The 25,165-nt window shown below is 67.1% G+C and carries 16 protein-coding genes and 3 pseudogenes; 9 read left to right on the top strand and 10 right to left on the bottom strand.

Annotated features, from left to right (window positions below):
* The first annotated feature begins 218 nt into the window (after window positions 1-218).
* Together lanKC and ACWGDX_RS36655 are read left to right on the top strand one after the other, a co-directional pair.
* Window positions 219-2,801 (top strand): class III lanthionine synthetase LanKC, encoded by a 2,583-nt coding sequence (gene lanKC, locus ACWGDX_RS36660; protein WP_453632774.1) that lies wholly within the window; start codon window positions 219-221, stop codon window positions 2,799-2,801.
* Window positions 2,798-4,087, top strand: coding sequence for an MFS transporter (locus tag ACWGDX_RS36655; RefSeq protein WP_453632772.1), 1,290 nt, complete (start codon window positions 2,798-2,800; stop codon window positions 4,085-4,087). The genes lanKC and ACWGDX_RS36655 overlap by 4 nt, the downstream gene beginning before the upstream one ends.
* 262 nt (window positions 4,088-4,349) lie before the next feature.
* Here the strand turns inward: ACWGDX_RS36655 and ACWGDX_RS36650 are convergent, their stop codons facing one another.
* A complete protein-coding gene (locus tag ACWGDX_RS36650) occupies window positions 4,350-4,811 on the bottom strand; it encodes a hypothetical protein (protein WP_453632770.1) in 462 nt (153 codons plus the stop codon).
* A 423-nt stretch (window positions 4,812-5,234) separates the two neighbouring features.
* Between ACWGDX_RS36650 and ACWGDX_RS36645 the strand changes: the two genes are divergently transcribed.
* The 3 genes and pseudogenes from ACWGDX_RS36645 to ACWGDX_RS36635 all read left to right on the top strand — a co-directional run.
* Window positions 5,235-5,651 (top strand): SRPBCC family protein, encoded by a 417-nt coding sequence (locus ACWGDX_RS36645; RefSeq protein WP_453632768.1) that lies wholly within the window; start codon window positions 5,235-5,237, stop codon window positions 5,649-5,651.
* A gap of 830 nt (window positions 5,652-6,481) precedes the next feature.
* Window positions 6,482-7,500: pseudogene (locus ACWGDX_RS36640) on the top strand (IS5 family transposase).
* 843 nt (window positions 7,501-8,343) lie between these two features.
* Window positions 8,344-8,469, top strand: a pseudogene (locus tag ACWGDX_RS36635) (DUF2267 domain-containing protein); the annotation flags it as partial.
* A gap of 227 nt (window positions 8,470-8,696) precedes the next feature.
* On the opposite strand, the gene ACWGDX_RS36630 reads toward ACWGDX_RS36635, so the two are convergent.
* Together ACWGDX_RS36630 and ACWGDX_RS36625 are read right to left on the bottom strand one after the other, a co-directional pair.
* Entirely contained in the window at window positions 8,697-9,245 is a 549-nt protein-coding gene (locus ACWGDX_RS36630) for a hypothetical protein (protein WP_453632766.1), read from the bottom strand.
* A gap of 174 nt (window positions 9,246-9,419) precedes the next feature.
* On the bottom strand, window positions 9,420-10,988 hold the full coding sequence (locus tag ACWGDX_RS36625) for a hypothetical protein (RefSeq protein ID WP_453632764.1): 1,569 nt from the start codon (window positions 10,986-10,988) through the stop codon (window positions 9,420-9,422).
* Between the two features lie 254 nt (window positions 10,989-11,242).
* Here ACWGDX_RS36625 and ACWGDX_RS36620 point away from each other — a divergent pair, with 254 nt between their 5' ends.
* Both ACWGDX_RS36620 and ACWGDX_RS36615 read left to right on the top strand, forming a co-directional pair.
* Window positions 11,243-12,079, top strand: a complete 837-nt coding sequence (locus ACWGDX_RS36620) for a WD40 repeat domain-containing protein (RefSeq protein ID WP_453632763.1) — start codon at window positions 11,243-11,245, stop codon at window positions 12,077-12,079.
* Between the two features lie 195 nt (window positions 12,080-12,274).
* Window positions 12,275-13,980: pseudogene (locus ACWGDX_RS36615) on the top strand (ISAzo13 family transposase).
* A gap of 68 nt (window positions 13,981-14,048) precedes the next feature.
* On the opposite strand, the gene ACWGDX_RS36610 reads toward ACWGDX_RS36615, so the two are convergent.
* Entirely contained in the window at window positions 14,049-14,774 is a 726-nt protein-coding gene (locus tag ACWGDX_RS36610; RefSeq protein ID WP_453632761.1) for a uridine kinase, read from the bottom strand.
* Window positions 14,775-15,395: 621 nt separating this feature from the next.
* Here ACWGDX_RS36610 and ACWGDX_RS36605 point away from each other — a divergent pair.
* Window positions 15,396-16,601, top strand: a complete 1,206-nt coding sequence (locus ACWGDX_RS36605; protein ID WP_453632759.1) for a DUF4241 domain-containing protein — start codon at window positions 15,396-15,398, stop codon at window positions 16,599-16,601.
* 328 nt (window positions 16,602-16,929) lie between these two features.
* Here the strand turns inward: ACWGDX_RS36605 and ACWGDX_RS36600 are convergent, their stop codons facing one another.
* The 6 genes from ACWGDX_RS36600 to ACWGDX_RS36575 all read right to left on the bottom strand — a co-directional run bounded on the left by ACWGDX_RS36600 (window position 16,930) and on the right by ACWGDX_RS36575 (window position 22,856).
* The gene (locus ACWGDX_RS36600) at window positions 16,930-17,058 is read right to left on the bottom strand and encodes a hypothetical protein (RefSeq protein WP_453632757.1); all 129 of its coding nucleotides are present in this window, start codon (window positions 17,056-17,058) and stop codon (window positions 16,930-16,932) included.
* Between the two features lie 1,311 nt (window positions 17,059-18,369).
* The gene (locus ACWGDX_RS36595) at window positions 18,370-19,017 is read right to left on the bottom strand and encodes a hypothetical protein (protein WP_453632755.1); all 648 of its coding nucleotides are present in this window, start codon (window positions 19,015-19,017) and stop codon (window positions 18,370-18,372) included.
* Window positions 19,018-19,427: 410 nt separating this feature from the next.
* Window positions 19,428-20,237, bottom strand: a complete 810-nt coding sequence (locus ACWGDX_RS36590) for an ArsR/SmtB family transcription factor (RefSeq protein ID WP_453632753.1) — start codon at window positions 20,235-20,237, stop codon at window positions 19,428-19,430.
* A 286-nt stretch (window positions 20,238-20,523) separates the two neighbouring features.
* On the bottom strand, window positions 20,524-21,210 hold the full coding sequence (locus ACWGDX_RS36585; protein ID WP_453632751.1) for a lanthionine synthetase LanC family protein: 687 nt from the start codon (window positions 21,208-21,210) through the stop codon (window positions 20,524-20,526).
* A complete protein-coding gene (locus tag ACWGDX_RS36580) occupies window positions 21,207-21,428 on the bottom strand; it encodes a hypothetical protein (protein WP_453632749.1) in 222 nt (73 codons plus the stop codon). The genes ACWGDX_RS36585 and ACWGDX_RS36580 overlap by 4 nt, the downstream gene beginning before the upstream one ends.
* A 1,005-nt stretch (window positions 21,429-22,433) precedes the next feature.
* Window positions 22,434-22,856 (bottom strand): hypothetical protein, encoded by a 423-nt coding sequence (locus tag ACWGDX_RS36575; RefSeq protein ID WP_453632747.1) that lies wholly within the window; start codon window positions 22,854-22,856, stop codon window positions 22,434-22,436.
* Between the two features lie 837 nt (window positions 22,857-23,693).
* On the opposite strand from ACWGDX_RS36575, the gene ACWGDX_RS36570 reads away from it, so the two are divergent.
* Window positions 23,694-25,094, top strand: a complete 1,401-nt coding sequence (locus tag ACWGDX_RS36570; protein ID WP_453632745.1) for an MFS transporter — start codon at window positions 23,694-23,696, stop codon at window positions 25,092-25,094.
* The last annotated feature ends 71 nt before the right edge of the window (window positions 25,095-25,165 follow it).

Genomic DNA, 25,165 nt, shown 5'->3' with positions numbered 1-25,165 from the left:
TTGGTGGGCTCTCCCCCCCCCCATGTTCCCCCCCGGGCGGCGGGGGGGGGGCGGCCGGGTGGGGGCGGCCAGGCCCGGTCGCGCGCTCTCTTCGGCGTCCTCGGCCGGGCCCTGTCCGGCCGATCTTCGTGGGCCCGGAACGCCTGGGGCTGATCCATGAGGATCGGCCGGACAGGACCTGGTCACGCACCACGCATCAGCCATCACCGGGGGACAGAATGCTTGCTCAGGGCCATCTCGCCGCGGATCCCTTCTTCGCCGATTCGATCGATCGGATCGACGATGCCGCCAGCCGGTTCGACCTCTCGGACCATCCGGTCCCGGCGGGCTGGCGCAAGGCGGAGAGCGGTGGCTGGGTCTACCTCCACCGTGACGGGACCGACCTGCCGCCACAGGGATGGAAGATCCATGTCTCGGCGACCGCGGCCGACGCGGCCCTGGTCGTCGACACGGTGTGGGCATACTGCGTGGAGCGGGGTGTCTGCTTCAAGTTCCTGCGCAGTGCCCAGATGCTGGAACTGATCAACAGCAAGCAGTCCGCCCGCTCCGCCAGTGGCAAGCTCGTCACGATCTATCCGGCCGCCGGTACCGCCGAGGACGTGCTGAGGGATCTCGAACGGCTGCTCGCGGGCGTGGAAGGCCCTTACGTCCTGAGCGATCTGCGCTGGGGCGAGGGGCCGTTGTACCTGCGCTACGGCGGCTTCAGCATGAAGTACTGCTTCGCTCCCGACGGCGAGTACGTACCGGCTGTCGCGCGCCCGGACGGCACGCTGGTCCCCGATGTACGCGGCACCGCTTTCCGGGTGCCGCCGTGGGTGGAGGTGCCCGGCTTCGTCGAGGCCGCCCTCCGGCGTTCACGTCAGCAGGCGGCAAGTGGATTCCCCTACCGGGTGGAGAAAGCGCTCCACTTCTCCAACAGCGGCGGGGTGTACCGGGCCGTGGAGAAGGACACCGGCCGCGCGGTCGTACTGCGTGAGGCCCGGCCGCACGCCGGGGTGGACGCCCATGGCGTGGACGCGGTCGCCAGGCTGGCGCACGAGGCGATGATCATGCGGCGGCTGGCCGGTCTCGACGTCGTGCCGGCGCTCTTCGACGAGGTACGCCACTGGGAGCACCGCTTCCTCGTCGAGGAGTTGGTGGACGGAGAGCAGTTGCTGTCGGCGATCGGCCGGCGTCATCCGCTCCTGCACCGCTCCGGCACCGCCGGGGAGGCGGAACTCGCCGCCTACACCCGCTGGGCCCTGGGCGTCCTCGACCGGATCGAGAACGCGGTCGCCGAACTGCACGGACGCGGTGTCGTCTTCGGGGATCTACAGCCCAGCAACATCATGGTCCGGCCCGACGACACTGTCTGCCTGGTCGACTTCGAGACCTCCTTCGCCCTCGGGGAGGACTTCACCCCGGCCTTCGGCACGGCCGGCTTCATCGCGCCCTGGGCCCGGCGGGGGGTCGCGATCGACGCGTACGGGCTGGCGTGTGTGCGGCTGGCGGTGTTCTGCCCCCTGACCCCGCTGCTGCGTTTCGACGCGGACAAGGCGGAGGAGCTGACCACCTGGGTGGAGGAGCGGTTTCCCGTACCGCCGGAGTTCGGGAAACAACTGCGGGAGGCACTCGCGCCGCCGCCCGGGGAACACCACGCGATCCCGGCGGGATGTCCGGGCAGGACCGCCTTCTTCCCGGGCACCGGCACCGACACCGGATCCGGATCCGACTCGGCCGCGGACTGGTCGTCCGTACTGGACACCCTGCGCGACACGATCGTGAGTACGGCGACACCCGACCGCGCGGACCGGCTCTTCCCCGGTGACATCAGGCAGTTCGAGCACCAAGGGGCCGGGCTCGCGTACGGCGCCGCGGGCGTCCTGCACGCACTGCACGCCACCGGGCGCGGCGACTACGACGGCTTCAGCACACACGTCGACTGGCTGGTGCGGGCGAACGAAGCTGTCCGCCTGCCCCGCCCCGGCCTGTACGACGGCCTCGGCGGGGTGGCGGTGGTACTGGACGGCCTCGGACGGGGGCAGGCGGCGCGGGAGGCACTCGGCCGACTGGACTCGGTCGACCTCCACGGGTGCGGACCAGGTCTCTTCGGCGGCCTGGCCGGAATCGCCCTGGCCCATCTGCACCTGGGCGACCTCGACCGTGCGGCCCGGCTCGCCCGTGCGATCGTACGGATGGCGGAGGATCCGGCAGACCCGGCCGCACGTTCCGCCTCCGCCAAACCGGGGCTGATGTGGGGCTGGTCGGGACCGGCGCTCCTCTTCGTCCGTCTGTTCTCGTCGACCGGTGACCGCGACTATCTCCGCCACGCGCGGACGGCACTGGCCAGGGACATCGCCCGGTGCGGCGTGACGCCGGCACGAATGGTCCATGTCAGGAACGGGGATGAGCGGATCACCGCGCCCGCCCGGGGAAGCGCCGGAATCGGCCTCGTCCTGCACGAGTACCTGCGGCACGAGCCCGACGCCCATTTCGCACAGTTGCTGGCGGGTATCCGGGGGAGCCTGGGCATCGAACTGATGCTCTCACCCGGGCTGTTCGACGGGCACGCCGGTCTCCTGTACGCCGTGACCCGTCTCGGCGGCACCCGGGCCGACCAGGACCTACAGCTACGAGCGCTCGGGCGCCACGCCGTCGGGTACGAGGGGCGCCCGGCCTTCGCCCTGGAGGGCCTGCTGCGGCTTTCGATGGATCTGGCCACCGGGACCGCCGGTGTGCTGGTCGCCGTCCACACGTATGCGACGGCGGATGCCACGTCCCCCGGGACCGCTCCCCTGCCGCTGCTCGGCGTACGGCTGTGAAACCGGCCGGGCCGGACAGTCTGCGCCGCAACCGCGACTTCCAGATCCTCTGTGTGGGCCAGGGATTGTCGATGCTGGGCTCGGCGGCCTCGGCCCTGGCGCTGCCGCTGCTTGTGCTGAACTCCACCGGCTCACCGCTGCGGGCCGGGCTGGTCGAGGCGGTGTGGGCCGGTTCTCTCGCCCTGGCGAGCCTGCCCGGAGGCACCATCGCGGACCGGTTCGACCGCCGCTCGGTGCTTCTGGTGTGCGAGCTCGGGCGGGTGGCCGCGAGTCTGGTGCTGGCCGTCGCCGTCCAGAGCGGGAACACGGCCCTGCCGTTGCTGCTCGGCGTGGGCGCCGTACTGGGCTTCCTCACCGCGCCGTCCGTCGCGGCCGGCCTCGCCGCTCTGACGCGGATCGTCCCGGAGAACCAGCTGGGCACCGCACTCACCGTCAACCGGGTACGTGGCCAGGCGGCATATCTTCTGGGACCGGTGCTGGGCGGCTGGCTGTTCACCCTGTCGCCCGGCTACCCGTTCTGGCTGGACGCCGCGTCCTTCGCGGTCGCCGCGGCGAGTGTCTACGCCGTACGCACACCGCTGAGCGCCGCCACAGCGGCAGAACGGGAATCCGGCTGGGTCGAGCGGACCGGCGCCGGACTGCGTTTCGTGTGGCGGGACTCGGTACTGCGGCGCGTGTCACTGATCGCGGCGGGCCAGAACTTCGTACTGGACGGCACCTACCTCACAGTGGTCGTCGTCAGCAGCCGCCAAGGCCCGGCAGGGCTGTCGATGGGCGCGATCGCCGCCGCCTCGGCCATGGGCGCGCTGGCGGGCATCCTGCTCATGCCGCGCGTCAGCGAGGTCCTCCGGCCCACCCATGTCCTGTTCGTCAGCGGCGCGGTGTGTGCCGGGCTGGTCGCGGCGATGGCCCTCGGCAGCAGCGCGGCCCTGCTCGCCGTGCTGATGGGCGGCTGCAGCATGGCCATCTCGCTCTCCAGCTCTCTGACGACGGTCACACGCATGCTGCGCACCCCGGACCACCTCCAGGGGCGGGTACACAGCGCGGTCGGCCTGCTGCTGATGGCCGCGCCCCCTCTCGGCTCCACTCTCACAGGCCTGTTCCTGGAGCACCTGCCGGCCCCCGCCGTCTTCGTGACCCTGGGCATCCTGCTCGTCCCGCTCGCCCTGATCACCCCGCGCCTCGACGCCCCGGCCCCCCGAGCCGCCCCCGACCCACCGACGCCTCACCCCGCCGTGCCGAGGCCACCCACTCCGCCGAGCCCGGACGGCCCCTGCCCGCATTGAACTCCCCAACTCCGCGCGCCGGCCCAACTCAGCCGCGGAGTGGATGTCCTCGCCGGCAGCGAGCAGGTCCAAGGCGGGAGTTTAGGGAGTTCTTACTGGCGGGCGCCGGGCGCCGGAGGCTCTTCTTCTCGCGGCGACCGTTCGGCCACGGGGTCGTCGCCTGTGGGTGCCCTCCGTGCCGAACGGAACTGGCCGCACCCTGGCCGGGGAGGCCGGGGTGGCGGGAGGCCGGGGTGGCGGGAGGCCGGGGTCGGTAGGCGCGTCAGCACCATTCCGAACCGGCGCGATCCGCGGTGATCGACACCTGCACTTTTCCGTTGTCCGGGCCGTCCACGGTGAGGTAGGCGGTCGTGCCGTCGATCCGTTTGATGAAGCAGTCCGCCGCCGCGCCGTCCTCGCTCGTGGCGCGTGGCCGCCAGCCGTTCGCCCGCGCTGTCTTCTCATAGTGGCCGAGGACGCTCTGCCGGGGAGAGCGGTACGAGTAGTCCGTGCCGACGTAGACGAACAGATCGTCGTCGTCGCATCCGTCGTAAGGCTGCTCCTTCCCGGCTCCCGCCGGTCGCGCGTCCAGCACCGGATCGCCCGCGATCGCCTCCGTGAGCCGGTCCTCCGCCTCCCCGCACCCGTACATGAACACGAAATACCCGGCCGGTACCGCGACCAGCATCACCACCGGCACCACGACCAGGCCGGTCAGCAGGGACCCCACCCATTGTCTGCTCATGCTGCTGGACCCTATGGCAGACGGCGCCTCACCCAGGAATACGGGGACCTGCCCGTCACCGTCGGCACGCACCCGCACGCGGGTTCAACAGCGAGGACCTGACAGACCGCCGGTGCGAAGAGGGCCGGTGCCTGACCGGCGTGAGGGGCCGCGCCGACTCTGTCCGACTCCGGTATGCCCTCTCGCGGGGGTCTACGGCAGGCCGGGAGGGGATCGCTGGAGGACGCGCGGGTGTCCAGCAGGTGTCTTCGGGCTGGTGACGGGGTTCTGCCGGTGGCCGGCTGGGCCGTGTACCGGACGGCAGCGGGCAACTGGGAAAAAGAATCTTCCGGGCGGTGTCGAGAAGGTGTCGTCGGCTCCGACGTTCTCTGTGAAAGAGAATCTCGCTCCCGCATCCGCGGGATCGGACAGAAGGAGACGGATATGACCACCACCGGTTTCGACTACGCCCTCACCCGCACCCTGGAGGCTCCCGTCGGGCGCGTCTGGGCCGCCTGGACCCGCGCCGACCAGTACGGGCAGTGGGCGAGCGCCGAGGAGGTCGTCCTCGATGTCCGGCCCGGCGGCGCCTGGAGCTCCGTCATGGTCATCCCCGGCGGCGCCCGCGTCCCGCTGTCCGGCGGCTACACCGAGGTCGTGGAGAACAAGCGGCTGGTGATCGGCATGAACGTCCCGGGCCGCGAGAAGCCCGCCCTGATGACCGTCGACCTGGCCGCCGACGGCGACCGCACCCGGATCACCCTGTCCCAGACCTTCGAAAGCACCGAGGAGCGCGACCAGGCCCAGTACGGCAGCAACATGCTCCTGGACGGCCTCACCGCCTTCCTGACAGCAGCCTGAGCCTGTTGCGCAATGCCCGCTTCCAGACGGGCAGTTGAGCGCCACCGGGTGAGTGACAGGCCGGTGCGACAGCGGTGCGGCCTTGGAGTGATCACGTGCGTCGCCGAGACGCTGTTGATCATGCCAAGGCCGCGAGGCTGAGTCTGCTGCACGACACTGTCCGCATCGAGCCCGATGGCCCTGTGCGGTCACTGGCCGCTCTGGCTCCGGCGCCGGAGCACCCTCCCAGGCACGGTTCCCTCTGCGGTGGCCTTGCTCCGGGGCACCGCAGAGCGTGAAAGAGCTGACCGTCGCCGCGGGGAGGCAGACGGCACGGCCAGTGCCTCGGCGGGAGGGCTCCCGCCGAGGCACTGGCGTAGAAAAAGGTATACGCGACGCGATCAAAGCCAATAGGGACGTAGCAATATCCATCATCCCCCACCATGACAACAGCGGTTCCGGCATACGGACGCAACTGCGGTGCGATTTCGCAGTAATGAAGACCCCGTCGCACGAGCATCAGAGATACCTTGCGATATCCTCCTGATATCGGCGCCGCACACCCTGCGTACTGTCACCGCAAAGCCATAGATCACGGCCTTGTGCCACGCGGGGAAGTCTGTGCATGGTGGGCTTTGCGAAACAGGTCAGCACCATCCGCCAGGAACACGAAAAATAAGGGAAGCCGCAGGTCAGGCGCCCTTCTTCATCGGTTCCAGGATCTCCACGCACTCCACGTGGCGCGTCATCGGAATCACGTCAGAGACCCGCCAACAGCGGTCTTGTCCGCACCGACGCATCAGAGCCGAGCGGTCCGGTGGCCCGTTGGTGGTGGCTGGTAGAACTCGGGTGTGGCGCGTTTTGCCGTGACGGATGTCGAGTGGGCCTTGATCGAGGCGCACTTGCCGGTGGCGGCGACGGGGCCGTTGCCACGGCGGGTGCGGGACCAGTTCAACGGGGTGATGTGGCGGCTTCGCACCGGCAGCGGCTGGCGTGATGTCCCGGAGCGGTACGGGCCTTGGTCCACGATCTACACCCGGTTCAGCAACTGGGCCAAGACCGGGGTGTTCCAGGGCCTGATGGACGCGTTGATCGCCGAGGCGGCCGCGCGGGGAAAGGTCGGCCTGGAGCTGGTCAGCGTGGACTCCACGATTGTGCGGGCGCATCACAAATCGGCTTGCCTGGCAGTGGCCGGGGAGACCCTGGACGCTCTGGAACAGGCCCTGACCGAGGAAAAAGGGGCTCCGCTTCCCAGGCAGCCGCCCGTGCTGCGGGTGATGAGGCGACGGCCTGTGCGGACGCGAGTGGTACGGACGCGCCGGGCCCGGACCGGGCCGCGGCGCGACGGCGTCGCAGGGCCAGGGCGGACGCCGCCGGGCTCGGCCGGTCCCGAGGCGGGCTGAGCAGCGAGATCCATGCCGCGGTCGACGCCACGGGGCTTCCCCTGTCGTTCGTGCTCAACCCCAGCCAGGCCGCGGACTGCCCTCAGTGCCAGATCGTGCTGGACAAGATCCGCGCCCTCGGGCCTGTCGGCCGCCCCCGCACCCGGCCGGACGCCGTGGCCGCGGACAGGGCCTACTCCTCCAGAGCCAACCGGGTCTACTTACGCTGGCACCACATCAGCGCAGTGATCCCCGAGAAGACCGACCAGCAGGCCAACCGCAAGAAGAAGGGCTCGGCCGGAGGACGGCCGGTCACCTACGATCCCGAACGCTACCAACAGCGCAACACCGTCGAACGCTGCTTCCAGAAGATCAAAACCTGGCACGGTCTGGCCACCCCCTACAACAAAGCTCCCGACAGCTACGAAGCCGGACTCCACCTCCGCGGATCGATCATGTGGCTGAAGCTCCTCACCACAACCACATGATCCGAACCCCAAACAGGTCCTAGGGGGTTGGGTCTGAAACCGGGAGGTCCGGGGTGCTCCCGCGCAGGAGCACCACTCGCCGCGCGGTGCTCCCGAATACCGGGACTGGACATCGCTCCGCTCCATTACACCCAGGCATCTCACCTGCACGGCTGACGGATTGCCTTGCGGCCGGAGGTATCCGCCCGGCTCGGCACACCCCCAGGAGACAGCACACCGTCCACAACAGGCCAGGGCGACAAGCCACGAAATACGTGAACGCGTTGAATGCTTGTGCGCTCGTGAATTGGACTCGGGTCGCGGACTCGGTGCTCCGAAGCGATATCGGGCCTGGGCCCGGGCCCAGGCCGACGGATGGCGGAGGCGGTCGCCCGCCAGGTCTGGGCCGATCGAGGCGGCGAGCGCGCCGCCGAGGTCGAGCACCATCATATCGACCGCAGATCCTTCCCTCCTCTCCACCAGCGTGAGCCGGCGGACCCGGTCCCGGCCTTGCCGTAATCCCTCCGCCCTTGCCAGTTACCGGACTTGAGTCCGAGCGCTGATCATTTGACTCCCCGAGAGTTTTTATACCTGCGCAGGGCGGGTGGAGCCGTCGTGCACCACTTCTCGGTCATGAGATGTCCCTGTGACGGGTGTAGCGGGCTGCGGGCATGGGCGATTTGGCGTGACTCGGGCGGGTAGCTGACCGGAGCCTGTTCACCGGGGTGGGTTCCTTGGGCGGTCGCAGGTGGGGCTTGTAAGCTGGGTGGGGCTTCCTTGCGTCGCTTGTCGGCGTGGATGTTGGTTAGGGGCCGGTGGTGTGCCGGGCTGCTTCTCGTGAGCGGCTCTCCGCCGGCCTTTTTGCCGGAGCGGTTCGTGCGGGTGACCACGGCCTGGATCGAGGGCGCCACCGAGTACACCGCGACGTGGGACGTCAGTGCTGTGCTGTCCACGGTCGCCGACACCGCCATGCGGACCCTGCAGGGGCGAGCCCATCCCGTGCTCCTGATGAGTGGCGGCGGCGCGCCCTTCCAAGGCTGTCCAGCCAAGCCCGCATGGCCCTGGCTCTCGCCACGGGCGATCCGGCGCGGTTCGTTCTGGGTGACCTGATCTGCGGAAGCCTGCTCCTGATGTCCCTGCTGGCGCTGGTCGGCGTCCACTTGAATCCACCTCGCAGCCGATGGCGGCTGCCAGGCTCTTGCCTTCGGCTGCCACTTTTATGCAGGGCGTACGGGTGGGGCCGGTTTCCGGGAGGGATTCCAGAGCCGGCGTCCGAAACGGTCCCCGATCTTGTGGATCGTTTCCTTCTTGGGGCGGGCTCGCCAAATGGTGATGAGATGGTGCTCGACCGGATCGTCCGGCTGCTCCTCCATCGAGTCGAGCATCTGGCCTTCGTCGCGTCCGCGGGTATGGACGCGTATGCGGTACCAGCCGGGTCCCTCATGGGCGAAGTTGCCGGCATCATGAAGGGTTTCCCCTCCGGGCACCTTGAGGAACAGTAAGCCTTTCCCACTATGGTAGCTGACGTCCACCACTGATTCCCATTCGGAGAACTCCGTGGGCGGCTCGCTGTCGCTAAATTCTACAGTCAGGTGAAGGTAACCGGTGTGTGTACCCGACAGAATCACAGCATAGCCACGGCCGGCACCGACGAGTGAGTTCCCATCAAAAATTCGGGCAATCTCATCCGGGTCGAAAGATTGGCCAGATTCGCAGAGGTAATACTGCCTGTACATTACCGCGAGGCGGTCTGTTGTCCATGCCATGCTCGCCATGATGGAGCATCTCGCCGCCGAGGTCCAGGAGTTGCCCGCTGTTGTGTAGCTTATACGCAAGTTGCCGCCTTGAGCCCTCCATCGGGTCCACGCCGACGCGGCGGCCGGTTCCCCTCCCGGCTGAAATTCGGGGGAGTCGGCCGCCGCTCGACAGATGTGATCGGACTAGTTGCGTACGATCCTTTCCAGGAGGAGGGACTCGCGATCGTCGCTTCTGCTGTCGCCCACGCCTGAACTCGCGCCGTAGTAGCGGAGTTCGCTGCCTTGCCAGTCCTGGATGGGGGATGTGCCGGCGGTCAGATGCTGCCATTTCCCGGAGCCCCAGCCGAACTGGTAGATCGTGCGCCGCGCGGGATAGTAGTTGACCCACTTATCCTGTTCCGGTGCGATTTGCTTGAGCATTTCGTTGTTGAAGAAGACATTCTGCGGTCCTGACGCTCCCGACCACTTGACAGCCTTCTTTCCAGCTCCCCACCAGATCGGATACCACGTGGCGTCGTCCGGGTCGGAGCCGACCTCGTCCCCGCAGTTGCTGCTGCAGTTTCCGGACCGGTGGGCGAACGGCACCACGACACTGTTGAGTTCGAACAGATTATTGCGTTCCCATCCGCCATGCATGTTCAGGTCCGAGTCGAAACTGTTTCCGATGACCACGTTCTTCGAGGACGACCACTGCATGGTGAAGTGACGCAAGTTTCGTGAGGTGTTTCCGGAGAAGACTGAATCCCAGACTCGCGAGCCGCGGAAGTATCCATTGCCTCCCTTGCCCTTGTTCCAGGATCCGTCGAGGTAGTTGTCGACAACGCTGAGCTGGGCCGCTTCTTCCGTGACGATGGGGTGTGATCCCACCATGTCGGCGCGGACGTTCTGCACGAAGGAGTCCACGGCCCACTTGAACACGATCCCGTGCATCGCGTAGGCGGGGGCCATGTTGCCGTAGTTGTTGACGGCATCGGCCCGGTTGAGGCCAGGCATCTCCTGGGTGAATGAGAAGTCCTGGAAACCGACATCCTGGACGGGGTCCACCAATGGGGCAGCCTTCGAGTCGTACACCTTTCCGTCAATGGCCGTGGACCCGTCGGACGTGGAGTTGACCGGAACGTCGAACTCCAGCGGAGTCCGTAGCTTGATCGCCTTGTCCGTCGCGGAAACTTCCACGATTTTGAAAATCTGCTGCCGCATGTGCATGTTCAGCAGCGGATGCTCCGTGGGGACGACGTGTTGTTCCTCATAGAACTTCTGGCTGTTGGCCGCCCGGATGTTGACCCAGCTGTACTTCTGCCAGTTCTTCATGTTGGTCTTGCTGCCGAGGTAAACCCAGCTGTCGCCGACGCGGCCGGCGAAGTTGCCGTCCCCCGGCTTGCCGCGGAGTTTGGCACCGGCTTTCCAGTGCACATTGACGGTGCCCTCGAAGAGATCCTTCCTGTTGGCGGGCGCGGCGTCGTACTCACTGAGGTAGTCCGGGTGGACTCCGCGGGACTGGACCCGGAACAGGCCGCGGCCGGGCCAGATCCAGCCGCCGGTCGCGTTCGACCCGGACGTCATTACATCCTTGTCCCACATGCTGCCGTCGGCCAGGATAGTGTCGTATCGGGTGTTCTCATCCGGACGGAACACGAAGCGGGTTCCCGTCTCGGGATCGGATCCGGCTCCTCGCAGCACAAGGAAGTCCGTATCCACGGAGATCTGGCGGGAGACATTGATAATGCCGGCAGGCAGGGTGATCTGGCTCATGCCGAATTCCCAAGCAGTGGATGAGCAGTCCCTTTTGATGTCGTCGATGGCACGCGACGTTCAGGGTGACGGAGCCGTGGGCGTTCCAGTGCAGCCCGCGCTGGGGAGTATGCCGCATTTCGCTAATGAAGCGCGGGCAGGCGATGGAGGATGCGATGCGTTCGAAAAGGGTTGGAGCCGGAATCGAGATCGCTGGTTTCGAGGGGCGGGTCTTCCCGTTGGTCTACCGTTCACCCGCGGGTGGGACGGAGTTGGTGACCGCTGCCGCTGGACGTCTGACCCGGTGGGACGTGGAGTCCGGTCGTCCGACGCGTGAATTCCAGGTCTCCGAGGACGCTTCCACCGAAACATTCGAATTGGAAGCGCTGGTGCTCAAGGGCGGGCGGGTGCATATCGCGGCCGGGGACGAGAACGGGCTCTGCCTCTGGAACGGAGTCAGCGGGCGACTTGTGGCCGACGTGGTCGGGAAGGACCGGATCTACGATGTCGCCGGAGGACTGACGAGCGATGGGCGGCCTCTGCTGGCCGGCACGGGGGTGAGCGGGCTGCATCTGTGGAACCCGGTCACGGCGGCCCCCTTGGCCCCTCCGCTGGAGCATGTGGGAGACGCGGTCGCCGTGACCCTGGCGATGTTGCGCGGCGGCCCCACGCTGATCGTGACGGGGGACTACGAAGGAGTACGGCGCTGGCAGGGGGACCTCTGCGAGTCGCAGTTCGGTGCGGAGATCGACGCTCCCCATATCAACATGCTGACCACGGCCTACACCGAGGACGGGCGGCCGCTGATCGTCGGTGTGGTGGAGGAGGGCGAGGCCATCTGCCGCTGGGACGCCGAGACCGGAGAAGAGATCGGCCCGCCGATTCCGACCGCGGGGGAATCCGTGCGGATCGCGACGGCGACCGTATCGGGCCGGATGAGGCTGTTCACCGCGGACCAGGACGTGGTGCGCCAGTGGGACCTGCGGTCCGGCGAACCATTGGAAGAGACGTTCGCCGGATCTTTCGTGTCCGCTGTGTCCCTGCCCGACGGGAGCGCTCTCCTCGCCGCCGGGACGGACACCGGGACGGTGACCACCCACCGCCTGGCCTGAGTGCCGAGGGCCCAAGCGGGGCCGGGTGGCAAATCGCGGCCGTCGGGTTTCGCGCCGTCTTACGCCGCGGAGGACAGCTGAGGGTGAGCGGTGTTTCTGGCTCTTCATCGGGCCATGGTTCTTCCCCAGAAGGAAGACTCAGGGCGTGCAGATCTTTAACTCGTAGCTTCCCGCTCGGTGGTTCGTTGGTCTGGCATGAGCGGGTTGGAAGTGCAACAAGCCGTGCTGGCAGCCAAGTTCGAGGCGATTCTGCCGCACCTCGACGAGCGGCAGCGTCGCCTGCTGACAGGGGCGGAGGCACAGTCCCTCGGCCGCGGCGGGATCAGAGCGGTCGCCCGTGCCGCCGGTGTCCGCGAGGCCACTGTGTCTGTCGGAGTGCGGGAACTCGACTCCGGAGAGATCCCGTTGGGACGCATCCGCAGACCCGGCGGTGGCCGCAAACGCGTCGTCGACCTGGACCCATCCGTTCGGGAGGCACTCCTCATGCTGGTCGAACCCGACGTCCGCGGAGATCCCATGTCGCCGCTGCGCTGGACCACCAAATCCACCCGCAAGCTCGCCGGGCAGCTGACCCGGCAGGGCCACAGGATCTGCGCGGACACGGTGGGCGACCTCCTGCGCGAGGAGGGCTTCAGCCTGCAGAGCAACGCCAAGACCCTGGAAGGCAAGCAGCACCCCGACCGGGACGCACAGTTCCACTGCCTCAACGAGCAGGCCCGGACCCACCAGGACAGCGGGGCTCCGGTGATCAGTGTCGACACGAAGAAGAAGGAACTGGTCGGCCCCTTCAAGAACAACGGCCGTGAATGGGAGCCGAGAGGCGAGCCGGTGCGGGTCGACACCCACGACTTCCCCGACCGCGAGCTGGGCAGGGCGGTTCCCTACGGCATCTACGACATCGTCGCAAACACCGGCTGGGTCAACGTGGGCACCGACCACGACACCGCCGCGTTCGCCGTCGAATCCGTCCGCCGCTGGTGGAACGGAGCCGGACGGACCGCCTATCCAACGGCCGGCCAGCTGCTGATCACCGCCGATGCGGGCGGTTCCAACGGGTATCGCACCCGCACCTGGAAGACCGAACTCGCCCGGTTCGCCGCCGAGGCCGGCCTGACGATCACCGTCTGCCACCTGCCTCCCGGAACGTCGAAGTGGAACCGCATCGAGCACCACCTGTTCTCCCACATCACCATGAACTGGCGCGGAAGGCCCCTGACCAGCCACGAAGTCATCGTCGAGAGCATCGCCGCGACCACCACCAAACCGGCCTGACCGTGCACGCCGAACTCGACACCAACCCCTACCCCACCGGCATCCAGGTCAGCGACGACGAGACCGCCGCCCTGCCGATCACCCGCCACCGCTTCCACGGCGACTGGAACTACACCCTCCACCCCCAGCATCCACTGGACACGACGGCGATCGACAGCACCTCGGACCAGGCCCCGGCGAACCGACCACGTCGCCTCACACAGCGTTCGCTGCAGGACCCTGAACTGACCGGTATGACCCGCCAACAGCTCAGCGAGCTCATCGACGCGCCGACTCCCGCCCTGGAGGTTCAACGCGAGCAAGCGCTCCGCACACGTCGCGGTCACGAGCGCCTGGTCGCCCCCGGTACAGGCGCCAAAGCCAAGCTCGAAGGACGCGACTTCTTCGGCATGATGTCCGCCTTCGCCACCCTGCACCACGAGTTCGTACTCGCCGCCACCAACGACGGCCTGGCCGCGGCCCGCGCCCGCGGCAGGATCGGTGGGCAGCGCCCCCTACTCACTCCTGAACAGGCCGAGCAAGCACAGCAACTCTACGACTCAGGCGCCTCTATCCCGAAGATCGCCGAGTCTTTCAAGACCGGACGCTCCACTATCTACCGCTACATCACACCCAAACCGGCGAACTGACCACCCCAGAAGAGCCAATACGCGGCGCGTCTCGCTGAGTCACCCACCCGTCCGGCAGCATGCTAACGTCACGATGCCACGATCTGCGGACGCGCAAAGACTGAGTTGTCGATGACAACGTCCATCATCGGCAACGGGTCGACTTCCTGAAGATAGATGTGCTCGGCCACCAGATACCTGTTGCGGTGGATCGACTCTGCTTCAGTTCCGGCCCAGTCCTGGTCGCGCTCGGCACCCCGCTGAACAGACAGTTCCGCATCCACCTGCAGCCAGATGCGGAAGTCCCAGTACTCATTGATCTCGGGGCGGAAGGCGAAGACACCATCCACGATCAGCACCGCGTCCGCCCCAAGCGGTGTCACCTCTGATGAGTGGTCTCGCTGGGTCAGTGGGTCGATGCTGCACAGCACGCAGAATGTCGCTTCCGATGACCGGCAGGGATCCAGCAGCAGGCGCTTGACCGCCTCATAGTCATACGCGTTGCGGTAGTACCCCTCACCAGACTCCCGGTCATAGAGGTGCCGGTCCCTCCACGGCTTTTTGAAGTCGTCGAGAGTCGCCCGGAGCACTGGCCGTCCCGCGACACTGATCCACTCAGCCAGTTCATGACCGAAGCTCGTTTTCCCTGCAGCGGTGAAGCCGTCGATCCCGACGAGCAGGCGACCCTGACCAAGAGCCAGGATGCGCTTGGCGATCTCTTCAACCAGCGTGTTGCGCTCTGCGGAGGCTTGCGGAGGACAGGGCTGTCGCCAGGACGAAGCCGAATGCTGGACGTCCGCCTGCGGTGATCTCATGGAGGTGAACCTATCGACTGGTTCAACGGCCAGGAAGATCGCCCATCAGTACTCAGAGCGCCGACCCGCCGCGGCCATCCTTTCAGGCCAGCAGACACGATGAAGTGAGACAGGCGCCGACATCTGCCCATCGCGGGCACGATGAGATGAGACACGGACGCGGTCCCATCTCATGCCAAAGTGCATCCTCACTGGTCAGAAGGCCCCGCGAATGCAAGATCCAATGAGACGGGACAGCGGGGGACGCGGAAGCCTGCGAGCCAGGCGGTCAGTCGCTCCGTCTCTGTGCGCAACCGACCGAATTCGTTGACCTGTCCTAACGTGGCTTCCGCCGGGTTGGATTCCCGTGCAGGAGTTCCTTCGTTCTCGCCCTCTGAGCGTCGGCGCTGACGCGAGCCCACGCATCACCGATGGGGCGTGCCGAAGAGACTGTGTTTCGTCACCTGGGGGCGGCACATTTCGTCGGTAACCCCAGCGGGCCTCCCGCAATCCTCTGTGTCACACCTCAGTGGCAGACTGCGGCACAAAGAGGCTTCGGAAGGGCAGGGCGTTGCGACAGGGGTCACCCGTCGAGCGTCACTGCTCGAGGGTGGCTGGTGCCACAAGGGGAGATGTGCGGCTGTGATCTTCGACAGTCTTGATGTGTCGTACGGCGAGATGTGGGGTTCCTATACGGGAATGACCCATCCGAACCCGATGTCGCGCGCGCTCGCGGCACGCAAGCATGCTGCCGGGAAGGATTACGCGGTTCTGCTGTCCGCGCGGGAGCGACCGCTGGCACTGGTCGAATACTGGCCGCGCCGGATGTGGCGTGTATATCTGTTCGATGACAGGTCCTGGCGCATGCAGATGATCGACCTCAAGCCGCACAGCACGGGGATGTTGCTGGCTCAGCGGAACACCCGATGGCAGTTTTCCAGCGAGCAGGAGTACGCGTCCTCAAAGTGGGATGTTCAGGAGACCACGACTGTCTCGGCCGACGGGCAGGTCGAGGTGAGGTCCGAGTTCGCCGGGTCGAGGGGAGCGTCGACGGAGCCACTGCACGCTCGAACATCCGGCCCGTCGAGCGTCCCCGTACGGCGGTTTTCGGCGCCCGTCGAAAGCTTCCTCTGTCCCGTACCGGAATTCGGCGACTGGCAGGTGTTCGTGCCGTTCCTCGCCCAGCAGGGTCACGAGCCCGCCACGACCGTAGTCCTGAGCGACGTGTCGGTGGACGAAGGGTCGGGACCACTGCGCGCCACCGGAATCGAGCAACTGTTCAGCCCGGGTGCGTGCGACACTGCGGATGGGCTGGCCGTCGTCGAGATCGTTGACGCCGGCGCGCTGCGGATCACGTCAGGGCAGCTGGTGATCTCGGACCCCGGCTGGATCGGAGAGACCCCGCGGACCGTCGCTGTGCCACCGGGCGAGTTCCCGGTCACGCTGTCGCTATTGCGCACGACACGCGGGGCCGGTGTCGCCGCGGCCAGGGTGACGTTCCTGAACGTCCCGCCCCGCGAGTGGGAAATGGTCCTCCGGCCCGACGAGGATCTCGGGCTGCTCGGCGAGGGCCAGTTCTACGGGGTTGGCGTGGATACCGGCACAGCGGCTTTCATGGACGCCACTCGGACGGTGAGCGAAGACCAACTGGACGAGGACCTATTCATACCCCTCGACAGCCATTTCACCGTCGAACTGCCCAGCACAGAGCCCGAGCCGAACCTCATCGCCTTCCGTGCCGGCCAGGGCGACGGGGCCTACCCCGTCTGGATCGGCCGCACCGATGACGGACAGGTTGGTTGCGTCATCGTCGACTTCCAGCTCCATTCCACCGACGGGGAGGAGTAAGGAGCCGCCACCCATCAGCGCGAGGCCGCACTGCCCGAGACTGGGACCACAGCGAACCTCCAGAGTGCACACGGCGATTGAGAAGCTCGACAACTCGAATCAGCGACTTCGGCCTGGTGGACGCCTTCCCGGAGGATGTCAGGGACGCTCGCCAGCGGTACGACGCATCAACGTAATCGTGCCCTACAACGGCTGAACATTCATGGTTGTCTCGCGGCACGCATCTGGACCTGGCCCATACCTCACCCCGGCACCGCAGCCGCTTCCTCCTGGAGAGTGCGCGGGCCCGGTACGGCGCGGGCGGCCAGGTCCAGATCCAGGCGGCGGTTCACATCCAGCCGGCCACGTCGACCCACAGGTCGGCCAAGTCCTCACCCTGACGCTGTACCGGGATGGAGCCCTCGGCGCGCCGTACGAGAGCGTGCCGGTGGATGCTCGCCTGACGCTGTCCGTCCATGGCTTCCATTACCACCCCCACCAGGCAGCGTTCCTCCTGCCCGCCGCGTACGGGGGGGAGCGGTCGCGCCCTTCGCATCCACGGCGTGGTCCAGCAGCTCACGGCCAAGGGCATCGGAGTGAACCTGCGCCGCTCGGCGCCCGTCACCAGAGCCGGCCTTCCATCCGCAGCACCGAAGCCCGCCCCGCGTTCTACCGTTGAACTGGACCGCACGCGCCCCACGGAGTTCTCCTGCTTTCCGGGTCTGTGCTCAGCATCGCCTGCCCTCGGCACCCCATCGATGCTCGCCACCTAAACGGGGTCTGACCTGCCCGACAAGTCACCTGCCACCACATCAGAACGAGCGTCACTTCAGCATCGAGGTATCGCCCGCAACACCCACACCGCGCATAACACACACGCACGAAACCGCAGTCCAGGCGCCCATTGTGACTGGTTCAAGGATGGCGACACACTCAACATGATGCGCCATCGGAAAGACGTCGCATGAACCGAAAGCCGGCATTCTCGCAGGTCAACATAGGTTCGCATCCGCCCCGAGCAGCTGCCTGACCGTCTCAAGCGTCAAACGAGCGTCAAGACCAGCCACGGAGCGCTTCCGCATACCGCAGGCAGGGCTCGCCGCCACAGCTCTGAGGATCGCGAGCCGTGCGCTGCTGGCGCCCCTCACGCACGGGCTGACATGGCGATCATGCTGATGTGCCATGCGTCTCAACGCTCCAGGACGATCACTTCGTACCCGACGCCAACAACAAGCTCACCACCGGGGGCGGAGGCGACGGCATCCAGTCCCGCCGTTCTCACTCAACTCGAAATACCGGTCCGGCCTGCCTGACGAGGCGATGGACGTGGAGTCGCAGCGGGAGCGGACCGCGCATCTCGGTCCGCGGGACCCCGTCCACGACGCCTGGGCGCGGGTAGTGACCGGGCATCCGGGGTCCGGCAAGTCAGCCGTCCTGGGGCGGCTACTGACGGCTGCCGTCTCAACCCTCGGCAGCAACCGCCTGTGATCATCGGACTCACCGGAGCAGCATCGCCAGCACGCCCCACCGACCCCGCTCGGGGCCATTCCCTGGGGAGAATCTGGGGAGTATGAACGGCGCTCGGGAGCGCGTGGGGAAAATCGACTGCGTAACCGGGCACGAGCGTGAATGGCCCAGAAAGACGGATCGGCCCGCGTCTGTCGTCTAACCCTGTCAGCAATCGCCATCGGATCTGATTGCATTCACGCCGCCACGGACCCCCGGTTTACACAGGTTCATTGGAAGTGTCGGCCGCCCGTCGTCAAACGTTCATTTGACGACATCCTTCTCAACTGAAGGCGATGGCTGCGCCAGTCAAGATCGAGAGTTTCGCAGCATGGAGGAGTTGAAGGCATACGTAGGACTCGACGCGGTAGCGCTGCCACCCCACGGCCGCCGGATTCTCGGCATCGGCGGCGTCGAAGACCTCTTCCGAGTCCGGGTCGAGGTCTTCTGGAAGCCCGAGGGCCTCAGCGAGTCGCCGGGTTTCCTCCAGCAGCCGCACCGAAGAACCCAGGTAGCCGCCCGGTGCCTTCTTGTCGACGATGACGTGGGCGAAGTCGACCGGGACGTAGTAGCCCTCGCAGTCCGAATGATGGACCAGATGGTCGAACGGTCCAGGAGGATCACTCGGGAGAGCCTCGTACACCTTGCTCAGGAGCGGATCGTCAGTCGCCCGCTGAGTCCTGTCGGATGGCTCAGGCAGGCGCCCGTCCGCTGCAAGGTGGACGGCAAGACGACGAACGGTGTGCAAGCCCGAGTAGCCCCACGCCTCGAACTCCGCGCCGTCCTCCTCACCCAGGTCGGGCTCAGCCCACTGTCGCGCTCCCGCACGCTCCAGTAGGCCGCCGATTGCGACGAAGTCAGCGCGGACCATCTCGGTGTAGTCGTCGTCCTCGGCATCGACGAGGGCACCGACAACTATGTTCAATCCCATGACCCGATCCTGCCATCGACGATCGGATGACCACACCGTGTCCTGCCGTCGAAGTCACGCCGCCCGGCCGTAGCCGTTGGCCTCCGGCCGGCCGTCTCCGCGCAGCGGGCTGAAGTCGACGTCCAGGTGCGGGTCGTACGCCTCGGGCGAGTTCCCCGACCACGGTCAAGATCTCGGCAGTCAGCGCCGCCGCCTTCTCCCGCGCGGCCTGGACGGGACTGTCGGAGTCGATGTTGGAGCACCGTGCGGTAGTTCCCGATCAGCGCCTCGACGATGGTTGCGGTGATTCAAGCCGCCGATGGCTCAGCCGCGCGTCAGACCAGAGCGCGGCGTTTCCGGAGAGCAGGTCGCCGGCGCCGGCGCCGCTCGGCTGAAACGGGCGGTGGCCCACTCTCCCGGCGCACCTCGGCCTACTGCTCGGAGATGAGCTTTCCGCCTTCCAGAAGGGTCTTGAGGGCGGAAAGGATCATGGTCCAGCCGATGTGCGTGCCTTCCAGCATCTTGCTCTCCGGACTGTCGAAACCGTCATGCGTGATGGTCAGCTTGATGCCCATCACGGGCACCTCGGCCGGTTCGATGTCGAAGGTGACCCTGGAGTGCTCCTCGCAGGCCTTCTCGAACTCCTCGTCCGAGTCGAACAGCCCCCGGTGCATGGGCTGAAGGGTGTGCCAGGTGTAGGAGAGCCGCTTGCCGGGCTCCGCTTGCAGCACCCGCTGGCCGAGGTCCTCGAACTCTCCGTTCGGGTCGGATTTCCAGAGGACGGGGGCGCCCACCTCCCAGGTCGACTCCGGACCGGTGCCTCCCATATAGATCTTGATGAACTCGGGGTCGGTGAGCGCCTGGTACAGCTTCTCGGCGGTGGTCTGGATATAGGTCACATAGACGAACTCGGGCTTGCTCATCCTGCTCACGGACGGTCCTTCCAGGGCCTGTTTCAAATGGGACAGCGCAGTCATCCGGCCGCGCTCGTACTGCCCGATCCAGCGATCGGCGATCTCCTGGATGGGCACGGGGTTGAGATAGTGCAGCTTCTCCCGGCCCCGCCGTACGGCGGTGACCAGCCGGGCGGTCTCCAGCACGGCGAGATGCTTGCTCACCGCCTGTCTGCTCATGGACAGGCCCTCGCTCAGCTCCCGCAGGGTCTGCCCGTTGCGTCCGTTGAGCCGGTCCAGCAGCAGTCTGCGGCTGGGATCGGCGAGCGCCTTGAATGCCGCGTCCATCGTCATCTCCACGCCAGAATAGGCAACCACAAGGTTGCCTGTCCAGTGACGGGCGGGCGGTCGGGCCGGGCGCCGACCAGGTCAGGTACGTAAGACAGGAAGTCCCCCAGGAAGCTGAAAGAAGGACGTCTCCGGGAGCACGCTCACGGCAGACGGCGCTGGAACGATACGCGCGTCCGTGAACGATTCCCTGCCGCCCAGGGGGTGGCGAGGCCATCGATCCTGTCGTCCGGAACTCACGGCACGTGTCAGCCGCTGATCATCTTCTCAACGGGGTTCCAGCAGGCTAGGACAGCAGCACGAGGCAGTCCCAGGTGTCGGTCGGGCCGGTCGGCAGGAGGCCGCTGTAGTCGGCGAGTGCCAGCGCGGTGCCGGCCCGGCCGGTGAGGTAGCCGGGCGGGTGCGGGGTCGTGGGTCCGGCCAGTGTCGTGTGAGCGGCGCGGTGCGCCAGAAGGTGGCAGGACAGGCGGTGGGCGCTTTGAAGGACGCCGGCGCTGCCGTGGCACAGGGCGGTGCCGTCGGTGTCCCAGTCCTGGAGCGGCCGGGCTGCGAGGGCGTTCATGGCGGCGGTGGCGCGGTGGTTGAGTGCGGGGAGGCCGAAGGCGTGGCCGGCGTTGTCGAGGGCGGCGGCGATGCCGGGAGTGCCGTAGCACCAGGCGGTGGTGCGTCCTGGGATGGGGGCGGCGGTCTGTTCTGGGCTGCTGTCGAGGGTGTTTCCGCTGATGTGGGGTGGCCACGTGTGGTCGGGGGTTTGCCAGGTGAGGAGCCACTGGGCTGCGGTGTGGATGGCGTCGGCTTGGCCGGGGACGGTGTGTCCGGCGCGGTGGGCTGTGGCCAGGAGTGCGAGAGGGCCGCTGATGCCGTGAGCGAGGCCGGTGGTGGCTGCGCCGGAGGGCGGGATATGGACCGTGGGCGGGTGGAGGGCGGCGGGAAGCCACCAGCCGGGGCGGGTTCCGACGGGAGTGAGGATCATGTGGGTGAGGGTGGTGAGAGCGGCGCGCAGTCCCGGTTCGGCGTCGGCGCCGTGGCTCGGGCGTGGGCGGCGAGGAGGACGCGGCCGATACCGGCGAGTCCCTTGATGGCGTCGTAGACCGCCCATGGGGTGGCCTCTGTGCGGGCGGCCCGCTGGTGGTGATGGCGGGCGAGCGCGGTAGCGCGGGCGGAGAGCCAGGCTGTTGCGCGGGGCAGCATCGCCTGCCCTCGGCACCCCATCGATGCTCGCCACCTAGACGGGGTCTGATCTCCCCGACAAGTCATCTGACACCACATCAGAACGGGCGTCACTTCAGCGTCGAGGTATCGCCCGCAACACCCACACCGCGCATAACACACACGTACGAAACCGCAGTTCAGGCGCCCTTTGCGACTGGTTCAAGGATGGCGACACACTCAACATGATGCGCCATCGGAAAGACGTCGCATGAACCGAAAGCCGGCATTCTCGCAGGTCAACATAGGTTCGCATCCGCCCCGAGCAGCTGCCTGACCGTCTCAAGCGTCAAACGAGCGTCAAGACCAGCCACGGAGCGCTTCCGTATACCGCAGGCAGGGCTCTTCGCCGCAGCTCTGGCCCGAGAGGGGTTCACAACGTGATAAGCAAGCGCAGGGCCACAAGGGGTGCGGTGTGGTCATCAGCCCGAGGGGTTTCGCAACGAGTGGATCCGGGGAGCCCGACGGCTGGCGGGGGTTTCCGATGGCGGTGCCGCCCTCGTCGTCGTCCGTGGCGTTGTCCCTGCCGTGAGCCAGCGTCATCCGGAGATCACGGAGAGGTCCGCAAAAATGGGGGGGCAGCGGCTGCCGACGGCTGGCGTCTCAACCCTCGGCAGCAACCACCTGTGATCATCGGACACACCGGAACAGCTTCGCCAGCACGCCCCACCGACCACGCTCGGGGCCATTCCCTGGGGAGAATCCGGGAAGTACGAACGGCGCTGGGGAGCGCGTGGGGAGAACCGGCTGCGTAGCCCGGCAGGAATCTGAAAGATCCAGAAAGATGGATCAGTCCAGGTCAGCGATGGGTTCAGCGGTATCGCCGCAGGCCGAAGCCCCCAGGTAGACGGCTTCAAGAAGATCTCTTCTCGCATTGGGCTTCGTCACCGATAGCTAACCCACTCGGCAAAGCCCTCTGCGCGCCTTGGACTACCACCGGTACACCCTCGCCCCCCCCTGAGCCAACCCATCCCTCCCGCATCATCCTCAACCGCGCCGTTCCGGCCCGTAGGGGCTCCATCCCCTGAGGTACGGTTTGAGCTCCTCCGGCGTGGGTTCAGGGGTGTGCGGCATCTTTAGAATCCCACTCAAGGGGTCTATCGACCTCACATACTCGCTTGCCCAGTCCAGCCAGCGCCGGACCGAGTCCAGATCCGACGCGTCCATGGCACCTTCCAACTCGCCAATACGACCTGCCAATGCTGCGCAGTACGCACTGAGGACAGTGGCCTCTTGCCAACGCCCACCCTCTTCGCAAAGCACCTGAGCAAGCAGGTCGCGAAGAGCTTGCTCCCTCGCAACCTCCATGGCCGCGCGCCAACGAACTTCGCGATCTGCTTCGGCCCGCTGCTCATCCTGCTTGCGCAGAGCGTCCCCAGCAGCTCGCGCCTCGATCTCGCCAAGGATCACGCCCAGGGCTTCTTCGAACGCCCGGGGCTTCCGATCCCGCCAGCGACCGGACCAACCGGTCAGGCCATGGGCCAACTCCACGACGAGACGAACGGAGGAAGCACAGCGGCGACCGGAACGCGCGGACAGCTGAGTGAGCGGGCGGAGCCAAGGCGCCAGGACGGCACGGGGAGCGACGCGGCAGTCGCGCTGGGCGCGGACTAATAGTGGTGCCGACGAGCGCGTCGTAGGCCGAGACAGCCCGGCACACCAGCAGGGGAGCAGCGGCAACGACAGGCCGACTGCCGCATACAGCTGACACACCAACGGCCGGATGGGCATCGCAGCGCAGCTCTGGCACCGGCCGCCGGTCGGTCACGCACGGGCGGAAAAACAGGCAACCGAACCCGCCACGCCGCCGCAGGCCATCGGCGCCGCACGGGCTCCGCAGCCGCCTGGGCAGCCTCGCCGGACTGCGCGGGCGAAGCCGGCGGCCCCGCTCAGCGGGTCGCCGTCCGGCGGAGCGCTCAGGCTCGCCGAGCCTCACCCGCCCCTATGGACCCACTACTCCGGCGTCCGGTTCATTCCAGATGCCGAAGTTCAACGCAGCGTAGTCAGCGCCAAGTCAGCACGGGAGTCAGCACCGTACCGTCAGATCGTCTGGAGTTACACATTCTTGGCACCGCCCGCTCCGCCCTCGGCGGAGCCCCTGGCGTCGGCCCCTGGGTAACAGACATGGGGTGTGCGCGCACACCCTGGGACCTAACTATGGTGTCCCACCACATGGGCCCTTGACCTGGGCGTTCCTACGGTGTGGCGACACAACAACCGTCCCCGAACCGCTCGGAAGTGGTGACCATGGCTGCCTCGGCATCCGCTCCTCCAACACCCAGTTCGCTCAAGCGCATCGTCGCCGCGAGTCTCATCGGCACGACCATCGAGTGGTACGACTTCTTCCTGTACGGCTCCGCCGCCGCTCTTGTGTTCAACAAACTGTTCTTTCCCGACTCCGATCCGCTCGTCGGAACGCTGCTCTCCTTCCTCACCTATGCCGTCGGTTTTGCCGCGCGGCCCATCGGGGCGCTGGTCTTCGGGCACTTCGGGGATCGGCTCGGGCGCAAGAAGCTGCTCGTGCTGAGTCTGCTGATGATGGGGGGTGCGACATTCGCCATCGGGCTGATGCCCACGCACGCCACCATCGGTACGGCCGCTCCTGTGCTGCTGACCGTCTTGCGGCTGATCCAGGGGTTCGCGCTCGGTGGTGAGTGGGGCGGGGCCGTGCTGCTGGTGTCGGAGCACGGGGACGCCAAGCGGCGGGGGTTCTGGGCCTCGTGGCCGCAGACCGGGGCGCCGGCCGGGCAGTTGCTCGCCACCGGGGTACTTTCGGCGCTCACCGCGCTGCTCTCGGACGCCGCCTTCACCTCATGGGGCTGGCGCATACCGTTCCTGCTCTCCGGTGTGCTGGTGCTGGTCGGTCTGTGGATTCGGCTCTCCGTCGATGAATCCCCGGTCTTCAAGGCGGCGTTGGCGCAGGCCGAACAGCGCAAGTCCACGGCGGACGTGGCCGAGAAGGCGCCGATCGTGTCCGTTCTGAAGCACCACTGGCGGGATGTGCTGGTGGCGATGGGCGCGCGGATGGCGGAGAACATCAGCTACTACGTGATCACCGCCTTCATCCTGGTCTACGCGACAACCGCCGTCGAGATGAGCAAGCAGACCGCGCTCAACGCCGTACTCATCGGCTCCGCCGTGCACTTCGCGGTGATCCCGGCATGGGGCGCGCTGTCGGACCGTATCGGGCGCCGGCCCGTGTATCTGATCGGCGCGGTCGGCGTCGGGGCCTGGATGTTCCCCTTCTTCGCGCTGATCAACACCGCGAGCTTCGGCAATCTGCTGCTGGCCGTCACCGTCGGACTGGTGCTGCACGGTGCGATGTACGCGCCGCAGGCGGCCTTCTTCTCGGAGATGTTCGCGACCCGGATGCGGTACTCGGGGGCATCGATCGGCGCGCAGTTCGCCTCGGTGGCGGCCGGTGCGCCCGCGCCGCTCATCGCGACGGCACTGCTCGCCGACTACGACAGCTCCACGCCCATCTCCCTCTATGTCATCGCCGCCGCGCTGATCACCGTCGTGGCGATCATCTGCGCGCGGGAGACCCGGCAGCGCGACCTGACGGATGTGGACGCCGAGCCGGAGTCCGCGAAGGTGCCCGCGCCGCGCCGGGCGGAGCCCGCGTCCGCACGTACCCCGCGCTCCTGACTCCGCCACGCGGAGAAACGGAGAAGGCGGGTCATGGCCGCCGCTGTCGTGCGGTGAACGCTCCGTTCACC

The organism is Streptomyces sp. NPDC055025, from assembly GCF_053608565.1.
Note: the sequence above shows the minus strand (reverse complement) of the source record. Positions and strands in the feature narration are given on the sequence as shown.